General features: G+C 36.5%; 11 protein-coding genes. 7 read left to right on the top strand and 4 right to left on the bottom strand.

Annotated elements, in window-relative coordinates; translation table 11 throughout:
• Window position 1: 1 nt before the first annotated feature.
• From lolA to serS, 4 genes are all read left to right on the top strand, one after another.
• Window positions 2–616: an outer membrane lipoprotein chaperone LolA gene (gene lolA, locus GQR44_RS05955; protein WP_166370268.1), complete on the top strand. Its 615-nt coding sequence runs from the start codon at window positions 2–4 to the stop codon at window positions 614–616.
• Window positions 616–1,944 carry a replication-associated recombination protein A gene (locus tag GQR44_RS05950; protein WP_166370266.1) on the top strand — a complete coding sequence of 443 codons (1,329 nt, stop codon included), beginning with the start codon at window positions 616–618 and terminating at the stop codon, window positions 1,942–1,944. Before lolA ends, GQR44_RS05950 begins: the two co-directional genes overlap by 1 nt.
• 165 nt (window positions 1,945–2,109) lie before the next feature.
• Complete coding sequence (gene crcB, locus GQR44_RS05945; protein ID WP_166370264.1) at window positions 2,110–2,496, top strand: fluoride efflux transporter CrcB; 387 nt, start codon at window positions 2,110–2,112, stop codon at window positions 2,494–2,496.
• A gap of 8 nt (window positions 2,497–2,504) precedes the next feature.
• Window positions 2,505–3,791 carry a serine--tRNA ligase gene (serS, locus tag GQR44_RS05940; protein WP_028869924.1) on the top strand — a complete coding sequence of 429 codons (1,287 nt, stop codon included), beginning with the start codon at window positions 2,505–2,507 and terminating at the stop codon, window positions 3,789–3,791.
• 439 nt (window positions 3,792–4,230) lie between these two features.
• Here the strand turns inward: serS and GQR44_RS05935 are convergent, their stop codons facing one another.
• From GQR44_RS05935 to rdgC, 4 genes are all read right to left on the bottom strand, one after another.
• Window positions 4,231–4,434 carry a YaeP family protein gene (locus GQR44_RS05935; protein ID WP_166370262.1) on the bottom strand — a complete coding sequence of 68 codons (204 nt, stop codon included), beginning with the start codon at window positions 4,432–4,434 and terminating at the stop codon, window positions 4,231–4,233.
• A 373-nt stretch (window positions 4,435–4,807) separates the two neighbouring features.
• The gene (locus tag GQR44_RS05930) at window positions 4,808–5,224 is read right to left on the bottom strand and encodes a SulA-like leucine-rich domain-containing protein (RefSeq protein ID WP_166370260.1); all 417 of its coding nucleotides are present in this window, start codon (window positions 5,222–5,224) and stop codon (window positions 4,808–4,810) included.
• Between the two features lie 338 nt (window positions 5,225–5,562).
• Window positions 5,563–6,753, bottom strand: a complete 1,191-nt coding sequence (gene purT, locus GQR44_RS05925; RefSeq protein ID WP_205962980.1) for a formate-dependent phosphoribosylglycinamide formyltransferase — start codon at window positions 6,751–6,753, stop codon at window positions 5,563–5,565.
• Window positions 6,754–7,165: 412 nt separating this feature from the next.
• A complete protein-coding gene (rdgC, locus tag GQR44_RS05920) occupies window positions 7,166–8,074 on the bottom strand; it encodes a recombination-associated protein RdgC (RefSeq protein WP_166370258.1) in 909 nt (302 codons plus the stop codon).
• 436 nt (window positions 8,075–8,510) lie between these two features.
• Between rdgC and GQR44_RS05915 the strand changes: the two genes are divergently transcribed.
• From GQR44_RS05915 to GQR44_RS05905, 3 genes are read left to right on the top strand one after another with little or no spacing between them, the layout of a single operon-like run.
• Window positions 8,511–10,490, top strand: coding sequence for a TonB-dependent receptor (locus GQR44_RS05915; protein ID WP_166370256.1), 1,980 nt, complete (start codon window positions 8,511–8,513; stop codon window positions 10,488–10,490).
• A gap of 9 nt (window positions 10,491–10,499) precedes the next feature.
• The gene (locus GQR44_RS05910) at window positions 10,500–11,042 is read left to right on the top strand and encodes a YfiR family protein (RefSeq protein WP_166370254.1); all 543 of its coding nucleotides are present in this window, start codon (window positions 10,500–10,502) and stop codon (window positions 11,040–11,042) included.
• Window positions 11,042–13,147: an EAL domain-containing protein gene (locus tag GQR44_RS05905; RefSeq protein WP_166370252.1), complete on the top strand. Its 2,106-nt coding sequence runs from the start codon at window positions 11,042–11,044 to the stop codon at window positions 13,145–13,147. The genes GQR44_RS05910 and GQR44_RS05905 overlap by 1 nt, the downstream gene beginning before the upstream one ends.
• Window positions 13,148–13,233 lie beyond the last annotated feature (86 nt).

Here is a 13,233-nt window from a genome sequence, read left to right as displayed (position 1 = left end):
CATGAAAAAAATATTATTTATTACCGTATGTCTGATTAGCTCTATGTTTCAACTTGCTTCAGCACAAACAGATAGCGAACTATTACAACAAAAACTGGCTAAATTTACGACTATTGATGCTGACTTTGTGCAACAGGTGATCAATCCAAAAGGGGAAGTGATCCAAAAGAGTTTGGGAACATTAACTATTGCACGCCCAGGTAACTTCCATTGGCAAGTGACTCAACCTGATGAAGAATTAATTGTCTCAAATGGACAAGATATGTGGTTATATAGCCCGTTTATTGAGCAAGTCACTATCATGAATTTTTCAGATGCAATTGCAGGAACACCCTTTGCTTTGTTATCAGGAGCAGACTCTGCACAATGGGCTCAATTTAATGTGGTTAAAAAAGACCAACAATTTATTGTTAAAAGTAGCGATCCAAAAGCATCAACGAATACATTCATTTTTATCTTTAATAAAGCCGACAATATCAGTGAATTTGTTGTACAAGAATCACAGGGTCAAAAAAGTGTATTTACCCTGTCAAATAATAAAAACAACAGTACATTTGCAAAGGATTTTTTTGAATTTAAAATACCGAACGGTATTGAGATAGATGATCAACGCTAATGCAAGATTTATTTACTATTGATAATCAATTCAAACCCTTGGCCGCGCGAATGCGGCCAACTAATTTTGACCAGTACATTGGCCAATCCCACCTCATTGCAAAAGATAAACCGCTGCGTAAAGCCTTAGAAGCTGGATTTGCTCATTCCATGATTTTATGGGGGCCACCTGGTACCGGTAAAACCACCTTGGCTGAGTTAATTGCTGAATATTGTGATGCCCATGTGGAGCGGCTGTCTGCAGTTACATCTGGTATTAAAGAAATTCGTGCTGCTATCGATATTGCAAAACAAAACCAATCCGCTGGTCGACGTACATTATTATTTGTCGATGAAGTACATCGTTTTAATAAAAGTCAGCAAGATGCTTTTTTGCCTTATATTGAGGACGGAACATTTTTATTTATTGGTGCAACCACAGAAAATCCATCCTTTGAACTTAATAATGCATTGTTGTCTCGTGCACGTGTTTATCTGTTAAAAAAATTATCACAGCAAGAAATTATTGAAGTGATTGAGCAAGCTTGCGAAGCTGAACACGGCCTTGCTGCGCATAACATTGTATTCGCTGAAGGAGTATTAGATAAGCTTTCACAACTAGTGCAAGGGGATGCAAGAAAGGCGCTCAATTATTTAGAGTTGCTTGCTGATATGGGACAACAAACAAAAGATAAATTGCTGATTGATACTGGTTTATTAATGGAAATAGCCGGTAGAGAAGGCGTTAGCTTTGATAAGCAAGGTGACCTTTTCTACGATCTCATTTCTGCATTTCACAAATCCGTGCGTGGCTCGGATCCCGATGCTGCTTTGTATTGGTATGCGCGCATGTTAGCAGGTGGTTGTGACCCTTTATACGTAGCACGACGTTTATTAGCTATTGCCTCTGAAGATATTGGCAACGCTGATCCTCGTGCAATGCAAGTGGCAATGTCTGCGTGGGATTGCTTTACCAGAATAGGCCCCAAAGAAGGGGAAAGAGCAATTGCACAAGCGGCTGTTTATTGCGCCTGTGCTGCTAAAAGTAATGCCGTTTATAGTGCTTTTGCTAAGGCTAAACAAGCCGTTGAAGCTTATCCCGATCTAGAGGTTCCTCATCATTTACGCAATGCGCCTACTGAATTAATGAAATCATTAAATTACGGTGAAGGTTATCGTTATGCTCATGACGAAGTGGGTGCTTATGCTGCCGGTGAAGTGTACTTACCGGAAGCTTTACAAGGCGTTGAGTTTTACCAACCTGTTGAACGTGGTCTAGAAATTAAAATTGCTGAAAAATTGCGCTATTTAAAAACTTGTGATCAACGCAGTGAAAAACAGCGTTATTAATAATGACCTTGTTAAGGCTCGGACTGAAACTGACATAATTAGAACTGATTTAATGTGGAACAGATTTAAGTGAATAAGTTTGATAAGTGCAAGGCGAATAATGAACAAGCATAGCTGTTGCACTCAGTAAGTTGTTAACAAATAAGAGATGGATAAAAGTTTATTATGAATAATTTATTGCTGAATATCGGCTTCGTGGCTTTTGGTGGTGCATTTGGCGCAACTTTCCGTTATTTAATTGGCATTGGCATAGTTAGTTTCTTTGGAAAAGGTTTTCCTTTTGCTACACTTACGGTCAATGTGATTGGCTCGCTGATAATGGGGTATATATTTCAGTTAGTTCAACAGGGAACAATTTCTACAACGCCGTGGTGGCCATTAATTGGCGTTGGTTTTTTAGGTGCATTAACAACTTTTTCCTCATTCTCATTGGACAGCTTATTGTTGATCCAACAGGGTGAGTTACTTAAGGCACTATTAAATGTGGTATTAAATGTAGTGGTATGCTTATTTGCAGCATATCTAGGTACTTTATTAGTTTTAAAAGGTTAGGAAATAACATGCTAGACGCAAAGTTTTTACGTAATGATATCGAACAAACTGCTGAGTTATTAAAAAAACGTGGTTTTGATTTAGAGGTTAGTTTACTTAGTGAATTAGAAGAAAAAAGAAAATCACTTCAAGTCTCTACTGAAAGCTTGCAATCAGAGCGTAATACGCGCTCAAAAGAGATTGGTCAAGCGGCAAAACGTGGTGAAGATATCAAACCATTACGTGAAGCGATGAATGAATTAGGTGAAGCTTTAGAAAAAGCAAAAGAAGAATTTTCTGTGGTCAGTGATCAACTTAAATCTATTTATGACATGATCCCGAATTTACCCCACGACTCTGCGCCGATCGGGAAAGACGAAAGTGAAAATGTAGAAGTGTTAACCTGGGGTACACCTAAGCAATATGATTTCGAAGTAAAAGATCATGTTGAATTAGGAGAAGCATTAGGCGGCTTAGATTTTAAATCAGCGGTTAAAATCTCGGGTTCTCGTTTTATTGTGATGCAAGGCCAAATAGCAAAATTACACCGTTCTTTAGCGCAATATATGCTTAATCTTCACACTAATGAACATGGTTATACAGAGATGTATGTGCCTTACCTAGTAAATGCTGATAGCTTATACGGAACTGGGCAATTACCAAAATTTGGCGATGATTTATTTAACACAAATCCAGCGACTGAAGAAGGCATTGGCATGTCATTAATTCCAACAGCTGAAGTGCCATTAACAAATATGAGCCGTGATGTTATTTATGATGAAACTGATTTACCCATTAAAATGACTGCACATACACCTTGTTTCCGCAGCGAAGCAGGTTCTTATGGACGTGATACTCGTGGTTTAATTCGCCAGCACCAATTTGATAAAGTTGAAATGGTACAGTTAGTCCATCCAGAAAAAAGTTTTGATGCGTTAGAAGAGTTAACAGGCCATGCTGAGCAAGTTTTAAAGAATTTAGAATTGCCGTACCGTAAGGTTGTATTGTGTACTGGCGACATGGGTTTCAGCGCCACTAAAACTTACGATTTAGAAGTGTGGTTGCCAGCGCAAAATACCTACCGTGAAATTTCATCTTGTTCAAATGTTGGTGATTTCCAGGCGCGTCGTTTACAAGCAAGATTCCGTCGTACCGGTGCTAAAAAGCCTGAACTACTACATACTCTTAATGGTTCTGGTTTAGCCGTTGGACGTACTTTGGTAGCGGTTTTAGAAAACTATCAATGTGCCGATGGCCGTATTGAGATCCCTGCGGTATTACAGCCTTACATGGGTGGTTTGACGCATATTGGTTAATCTAAAATAGGTTGCTCGATTACTTATTAAAAAGAAGCTTCGGCTTCTTTTTTGTTTTTGGCATTCTGCTAATTATTGAGTTAAGGCAGAGTAACAATAGAGTATTGACTAATAATAAGCTATTGAGGCTGAGTAAACACTGACATGCTGTGTTTAACAGGCATGAGTGCTCAGGTTGTTAGGCATTTTTTACTATGCCCGTTACCATTCTAAATTAGATCTGTACTCTAGTTTGACTATTTGACTATTTGACTATTTGACTATTTGACTATTTGACTATTTGGCATATTGAATAGTATTGAGCGTCAATTTTTTATATCGAATATTATCTTGAAAAAACTAATTTATTTGCATTCAGATTAGCTAATATCTAGTTTACCGCTTATTTGGTTTACAGGTATCTAGCTTACAGATATCTAGTTAGCTATATTTTTATAGCTTAATTCTCATCATCATAATCGCTAAGTACTAAGTTAGCGGCTGCGAATGCCGCTGATTCTCTGGTTTTTTCTGGTAAGGCTGTATCATTAGCAATTTGATCTAATGTTTTAATAGCACAGGTAATTGCTTTAGGAACATAGGCGGTGTCACCGCTGCCGATCAGGTTTATTAATTGTTTAGTTTTATCACTGTATGGATACATTTTATCTTCCTAATTAATTGTTTATTATTAACAAGTGATAGGCAAAGTATCACTGATCAAATATCGCCGTAGCAATTTTTATTAGTTCATTTTAGCGGCTAGTTTTAGTAACTCGTTTGCAGCAATTATAACTAACTATCATCCGCAACAACTGATTTTAATCAATGTAGGCACCAGAATTCAATTATTAGTATCCAGTTAATAGTATTTAAATATTCGCACCCAGTTTAGTGCTAGAACTTTGTAATTGGTGTGTAATATCGAAACTAGTAGATCTTTAGTTTCTTTTACCCGTTGATCCTTTCGCTTATTGATATTTGTATATTGAATGGTAACGGGTATAAACAGGCTGAATACGCTATACGCTATACGCTTAATGTTTACAGTAAATAAAACAACTGGTATTTGTTAATTCAGCGTCTGCTTGAATACTTAATCGTGTTTGCTCTGATAGTTCGTTAACCCAAGTCACCACGGTACAGTAATTGTTACTCTGAAGTAATGTTGATAATAGTGATAAATTATCAGCAACTTTATTCGCGTCGATCATCAACATTCTGCTTTTATCAATGCCTGCGTTTTCGAAAAATTGAGTGTTAGGTTTTCCTGGAGGCGCTAGAAATAAAATCCAGCCCTGATCACTGCCTTTTTGTATATGCTCTAGCAATGCTTGGTAATCATTTTGTTGGTATTGCACATTGACGAATGAACTTGAAGCTAAAGGGGGTTGATCGTAATCGTGTAATAAATAGGGAGTAGCTTGTGTTGTTTTAATTAATCTTGATAGCATTGGATTCACCTGTATAAATAAACACTGTATGAAACAACAGTACTTGTGTTTAAACTTATGATCAAGCTTAATTTGTTAACTTTGCTTGTTTTTTGTGTGGTTTGTTGGGTTTTTGAACTGTTTTTGTAGAGAAACAGAAGAAGGTAGTACTTATGATGCTAATACAGTGGCGTTGTTATAAAGGGAGCTAATGAATGGAAAAATGTAAAAAACGATTAAAAAGAAAAGGCGATATGCATCTGCAAATCGCCTTTAAAATCTTATTAGTATTCTAGTAGAGTATCTATTTTATTATTAATGTTTTTATTAATGTTATTATTAAGTTATAGATTGATAACTTAGTAAAGCACCTCAACTGTTTGGCTTACTAATTTAGCGTTAGCGATTGCTTGCTCTATATCTTGCCCACGTGCAATAGCGACTCCCAAGCGACGACTTCCGTTAATATCAGGCTTTGCAAATAAACGCATTTGCGCACCTGGTACTTTGCCTAAAGCATCGGCTACGTTTGAAAACTTAATATCTTGAGAGGTGCCATTCCCTAGAATAACACTTGAAGCAGTGGCACCGTATTGTGTGATTGCTCCGATCGGTAATCCTAGTATGGCTCTTACATGTAAAGCAAACTCGGAAAGATCTTGAGAAATAAGTGTGACTAATCCTGTATCGTGTGGTCGGGGAGATACTTCACTAAAATAGACTTGATCGCCTTTTACAAAAAACTCCATACCAAATAAACCAAACCCACCTAATTCAGTCACTACTTTAGTTGCAATCTCTTGTGCTTGTTGTAGTGCTTTTTCTGACATAGCTTGTGGCTGCCATGACTCACGATAATCGCCATCTTCTTGTCTATGGCCGATAGGGTCACAAAAATGAATACCATCAACAGCACTTACTGTTAGGAGTGTGATTTCGTAATCAAAGGGAACAAATCCTTCAATAATAATACGACCTTTACCAGTGCGGCCACCTTGTTGTGAATAAGTCCACGAGTGATCTAGGTCTGCATCTGTTTTCACAACACTCTGGCCTTTACCTGAACTACTCATTACAGGTTTAATAACACAAGGTTGTCCAATTTCTTTAACAGCCTGTAAAAATTCTTGCTTAGTATCAGCAAAAATATATGGTGAGGTTTTCACTGCTAATGTTTCAGCTGCTAAACGACGGATACCTTCTCTATCCATGGTTAATTTAGTTGCTCGTGCGGTAGGTACAACATTAAAACCTTGGCTTTCAAGATCTAATAATGTGTCCGTTGCAATTGCTTCAACTTCTGGAATGATAAGGTCAGGTGCTTCTAGGCGGATGATCTCAGCTAACCGTTTTCCATCTAACATGCTGACCACATGCGAACGATGTGCAACTTGCATAGCAGGGGCATTAGCGTAGCTATCTGCTGCAATAACTTCAACACCAAAGCGTTGTAATTCGATAGCGACCTCTTTACCGAGTTCTCCTGAGCCTAATAGTAAGGCTTTAGTGGCACTTTTGCTGGTTGCACTTCCTAAAATTGAAACTGTCATTTAATTCACTCTTATATGGATGAAAAGAAGGGGGGTAAATCATATTTTCAACTCATGTATCAACACTGAGTCGCGGTATTATATCCGTTAGACTGGCCACTGTATGTGCAGGATCTATCCATTTTATGGCTTGTTGATTTTGGCATGCTGGATAATAACGGGTATAGTTAACCTCAGTTCTAGATAAGCAAAGCAATACAACACCTTTATTTTCGCGGATTTCTTCGTTAAATTATCTCTCAATAACCAGTTATTGCTTCAATAATTAGCCTGAACTACACAAAACTAACGGCACTGTATAGCCAAAAAATATAATCTTATGATTTTAAATATAATGCCGCTTTCATTAACCAGAATTGAGGTTAGTTAAAAAAAGCCCAGGTTTTAAACTGGGCAGTAAGATGTTGGAACGTTATAAAGTTTGTTCGCCACCAAAAATACCGATTAATGAAGGGACAAGTTGTTTAATCTCCCCGGTCATCAATATAAAATCAGCATCAAAGCGAGCAGCAAAATCATCTGCTTCAATATGTTCATTTTGTTCTTGTAATACATCAGAGAATTTAAGTCGTTTTAAAGCAAACTCTTCACCAATCACAAATGAAATGCTGTCGGACCAATTGAGTGCTAGTTTAGTTACAAATTTATCTGAGTTGATATGGTTTTTAATTTCTTCAGACAATAAATCTTGCTGCTTACAACGAATGATACCGCCGCCTTCTAAGGCTGAACAAAGTTCAGCTTCATCTTCTAGTTGGTAATGGGCTGGAATATTGCCTTCTAATATCCAATCAGTCATTACAACGTCAGTTTGATTTTGTAGCTGTACAGGTACAACAGGTAAGCTACCAAGGGTTTTTCTTAGTAAAGAAATGAGCTCTTCTGCTTTACGTGTACTTGAACAATCGACGTATAGCATATTTGTTTCATTATCTATCCACGCATAAGTCTGTGAAGTACGGCTAAATGCACGTGGTAATAATTGCATGACGATATCTTCTTTTAGACTGTCTTTTTCTTTTTTCTTTAATGCACGGCCTTGTTCTAGCTCGATCGCTTCAACACGTTCATTTAATTGGTCTTTAATCACACCTGCAGGCAGCATTTTTTCTTCTTTTTTAAGACAGATTAAAATTTGCTTTTGATGAATGTGGGTAAACATACTACCGCTTTTCCCCATTGGAAATACCCAGCCTAATTTTGAAATATCTTGGCTTCCACAAGGTTTAAATTTAAATTCTTCTAGGTTTCTTTCTAGTGCATTTTCATCTTGTTCCATTGGACGAGTAAAACGATAAACTTGAAGGTTTTTGAAAAACATGGAATACACCTTAATGTATGGAAAATAAAAGAGAGCATGAGTGTAAATGATTTTACACTCAGCGGCAAAAGTTGCTTAAGGGGCAGTGATATTAATTTTTATCGCAAATTTAAAATTTATTACCTATTGTTTAGTATAAATATGCTTTATTTGTGTTTTTATTGCTATGCTGTTACTTGTTTTCTGTTGATAAAGTTCGTTTAAAGCAAAAAAACACTATATTGAAACTTTTATTTGTCTTTCATCTTGTTAATTGAATGTGACCTGTAAGTTTAATATTACTTTTTCTAAGGTGTCTATTCGTTCACGTGTTTTTAACGCTTAATTTACTTTTTGTATTACCTTGTATAAATATTATCATCATATAATTGTATGAAAATAATAGTTATTTTATTAAAAATGGAATTTTAATGTCTACTATAATTGAGTACTTACCATGCTAAAATCATTGAATGCAACGGAGCTTTTATTAGCAATAATCTTGCTATTTAATTTAGTGTTTATACCTTCTTCATTAGCAGAGTCAGCAACTCCATTAGATGAACTGCCCAGTCTCGATTTTGATGAGTTGATGGCAGCCGATATACAAGTTACCTCGGCGATGAAACGCCTACAAAGTATGTCTGAAACGGCAGCTTCAATTTATGTGCTAACCAATAAAGAAATAGTGCAATCAGGTGTAACATCGGTAGCACAAGCATTAACCCTCGTACCGGGTATGCAGGTTAGAAAAATTGATAATAATCAATGGGCAATTACGGCTCGAAGTGTTGCTGGTCGTTATTCAAGTAAATTGTTAGTAATGATTGATGGCCAAAGTATTTACAACCCTGGTTTTGCTGGTGTTTATTGGGAAGCATTAAATATTCCTTTATTTGATATTGAGCGTATAGAAGTAGTACGTGGACAAGGTGGGCTGTTATGGGGAAGTAATGCTACTAATGGCGTTGTCAATATTATTACTAAGCATAGTGTGGATACTCGAGATACAGTCGTGCAGCTAGCTAGCGGTTCGCACATCGACCATAAGGTTAATTTTAGGGTTGGAGGTGATCTCGCCAATTATAGTTCTTTTAGAGTGTTTGGTAGTGTTGAAGAAGCAGATAAATCAGGGGAAAGTCGTGAGCTTGTTAACCCTAATGACCATAGCAAAAAGAAAACAATTGGAGGCCGAATTGATTTAAACTTAAATGATAATCTTTCTTTTTTAGCTCAGGTTGATTATACACACATCGAACTAGGGCAAAATATCGCTCTAGCCGATTTAACTACTTATACGTCCCATTTGGTAGAAGATGAATATTCACGTGATCATATTCAATTAATGACAAGATTAGAACATCGACTTTCAGCTGATTCTAATCAAATGTTACAAGCATCAATTAGTTCTCAACAAGGTGAACAACGTCATTATCAAGATAAATTTTTAATTACAGATATTGATTACCAAATGAATACACTGCTTAACAATATACAATTTGATTGGGGGCTTAATTACCGTTATAACGACATTGCTGTAGAGGATAGTGATTATGTTAAAAGTATCCATAATATTAATTCTTATTATCATTATGGTGGTTTCGTTCAAGCACAGTTTACATTAATACCCGATACGCTTAAATTAATTGTTGGTAACCGCTCTGAAAAAAACAGTTTTACCGGTTGGGGGCATCAGCCGATGGCTCGTTTATTATGGACACCAGATTCAAATCATACTTTATGGACCGCAATTTCACAGGGGATACGTATTCCTTCTTTTGCAGAATACAATGAAAGTTTATTGGTTTCATCCGTTTACGGCGGATTACGGACAGAGCTGGTTGGTAATGCTAATATAGAAGGTGAAAAATCAGTTTCTAAAGAATTGGGTTATCGTTATAGCGCTAAATCTTGGTGGTTAGATGTTTCTTTGTTTCATACTAGGGCACGAAATGTCTTATCGGTTGATCCAAAAGTTAATTATCCCTTGATAAACCTTGATTTTGTATCTGGCGGTGAATTAACTACCTATGGAGGGGAAGCGATTATTAAATGGCAGCCCTATGACAAATTAAGTACCGAACTAGGATATAGTTATAGTTCTAACAATTATCATTCATCGAAAGGTTTAATTCCTGCTTTAGGTGGCGATTCTTACTTACGTCAACTTATCGCAAAAACCTATTTTTCATTAACATCTACACACTCATTTTCAGCAATTTATCGCCTTGAAGGAGGTGATGCCTATGGCACAAAAGATTATGGCGCGTTGGATTTAAGCTGGCATTGGCAAATATCGCCTACGGTGATGTTATCTGTTACTGGTAATAACTTACTTTACGGTCAGCATTTAGAGCATGCTAATGGTGATGAACTATTCTCAATTGGTACCTACATCGAACCAAGCTATCTAGCTAAAATAACGGCTAAGTTTTAGGTTATCGGCATGTTTAGATTCTTCAAACAAGTTTCTGTAATCGTATTAACCTTGATGCTTATGCTATCAACATCTGCTTTTGCAACAACACGTGAAGATGCAATTAAATCCGGTTTTATTTATAATTTCGCTCGGTACTCTCAAGGTGAATGGTTTCATGAAACGACAGCGAAAAGTTATAACCTTTGTAGTTTTAATTCTGACTTTGTAGAAGCGGCCAAACTTACACTTAAAGATTTAAGCGTGAGGCAAGTTCCTGTTGAGGTTCGTTTTTTAAGGTCTGATATTGAAGACATCAAGGGCTGTCATACCTTATTCATCTCAAAAAATGATATCGCTAAATGGAATGATATTATTATCAAGGATCTTATTCCCAATACCATGTTAGTGGGCGAATTTAATAATTTTATTTTATCTGGTGGTCATATCAATTTTTTTATCGTTGGCGGTAAAGTCCGTTTCGAAATCAATCCCAATAAATTAAAACAAGCAGGTATTAATATGAGTTCTAAAGTACTTCGCTTAGGTCGAATCTATAAAGGTCCATTATAATGCCGTTAAAACGCATATTGTTTAGATCATTGAAAGCGAAACTACTTGCGATGCTGATGTTGGTCGCTTTTTTTAGCACTATTTCAATTGCCGCTATGTTTACTATCTATGAACTCAATGCAGTGACCAAAGCGGAACAATCTAGGCTTAATTCAATCGCTAATATACTGGCACCAAATCTCACTGCAGCTTTGATTTTTGAAGATCAAGCAAGTGCGACAGAACAAATTAAATCTCTTCAGGGGCAAAGTAATATTGTTAGTGCCCAAGTAGAAGATATGAAAGGGAATGTTTTTGTTGCTGTTGTTGCAGAAAAGGACAATACAAAACAAATATTCACGGATTTAATGGTGGTTAAAACAACACTGCAGATGCAGGGTATTGACTATGGTGTATTGACAATAAAGGCCGATTACTCGCTAATTGAAGCGAGCTTATTATTTTTTAGTACTTTTTTATTGGTTATTTTAGTGCTCATTTTAGTGCTAAGCTTTATTTTGTCGTTATTCTTACGTAAAAGCCTCATTTATCCACTTATTCAACTCGCTGCCGTGGCAGACAGGGTGACTAAAACCAGTAATTATAGTTTACGCTCACAGGTGTTATCGACTGATGAAGTAGGTAATTTAGCTTCTTGTTTTAATTTGATGTTAGAAACCATTGAACAACGCGATCACTCTCTGGAAGAAACTGTTCAGCAACGGACAACGGCTTTAAAAGTGGCAAATACCCAATTAACCACTCAGGCTTTCAGTGACCCTCTCTCTGGCCTGCCTAATCGACGTTATATACTAAATAAACTCGCTGACTTGATTGAACATGAAAAAGATAAAAAATTCGCCGTATTAGCATTAGATCTCGATGGTTTTAAAGAAATAAATGACACATTAGGTCACGATTACGGTGATTTATTATTGATTGCTGTGAGTAAATCTATTGCAAGTGTCTTAGGCACTGAAATACTCGCACGATTAGGGGGAGATGAATTTATTATCCTAGTGGAAAATATCATAAGTTTGTCTGATGTAGAGTCCATTTCTATCGATATTCATAATCATTTATCAAAAGGTTTTGTGATCAAAGGTAAGCATGTTTATGTCACCACGAGTATTGGTATTGCTGTTTTTCCTGAGCACGGTGATACGGTTGAGAATATCGTTAAATGTGCAGATCTAGCAATGTATAAGTCAAAGGCGGCGGGACGAAATTGTCATCACTTTTTTAATGCGAGCATGCTCGATGATGTGGTCAAAAAAAGAGAGTTGGTGGAAACCCTACGTCATAGTCTTAAAAACAATGAATTCGAACTTTACTACCAACCTATTGTAGATTTATCCACTAATAAGATCTGTAAAGCCGAAGCATTGATTCGTTGGCATCATCCTCTTCGAGGTTTAGTCTCGCCATTTGAGTTTATTCCCGTTGCAGAAGAGGTTGGTTTAATTACAGATATTGGCGAGTGGGTGGCCAGAACGGCAGCACAGGATCTTGCTGAATTTAAAAAACTTAATGTAGATACTGAGTTTCAGATCAGCATTAATGTTTCTCCTTTACAGTTTAAAGGTAACGGAGAATGGATGAAAAACTGGTTTGAATATATCGCTGAACTTGGTTTAAGTCATGATGCAATAATCGTTGAAATAACAGAAAACTTGTTAATGGAAAGCGAAGAAAATATTCGTTATCAACTGACTCAATTAAGAGATCAAGGTGTCTCTATTGCGATAGATGATTTTGGTGTGGGTTACTCTTCTCTGTCTTATTTACAGAAGATGGATGTTGATATTTTGAAAATTGATAAGTCATTTGTGGATGATTTAGAAACAGAAAGTAATAGTCGTGATTTATGTAAAGTGATGATCATGTTAGCTCAGCAGTTAAATATTCAAGTTGTTGCTGAAGGTATTGAAAACGAAGAACAAAAACAGTATCTACTTGAAGCTGGTTGTCAATTTGGTCAAGGTTATTTGTTCTCTAAACCCATGCCATTTTTGCAATTTCAAGAAAATTACTTTAGCCACCAATCGAGGCTTGATTTAGCAACAGTTAATCCTGCTATTGATGATACTGAATATAAAGTAGAATTAATGAAAAAAGCAATCTAAGCAATGAAAATTAAGCGTTATGCACTTCAATGTTGAATTCGCCACATGCCATCTTTTGCAGCTTGGTAAAATTAATGCGTCTTTTA

Source organism: Psychromonas sp. SA13A, from assembly GCF_011378715.1.
Taxonomy (GTDB): domain Bacteria; phylum Pseudomonadota; class Gammaproteobacteria; order Enterobacterales; family Psychromonadaceae; genus Psychromonas.
The sequence above is the reverse complement of the archived record's forward strand: the minus strand, read 5'-3'. Positions and strand labels throughout refer to the sequence as shown.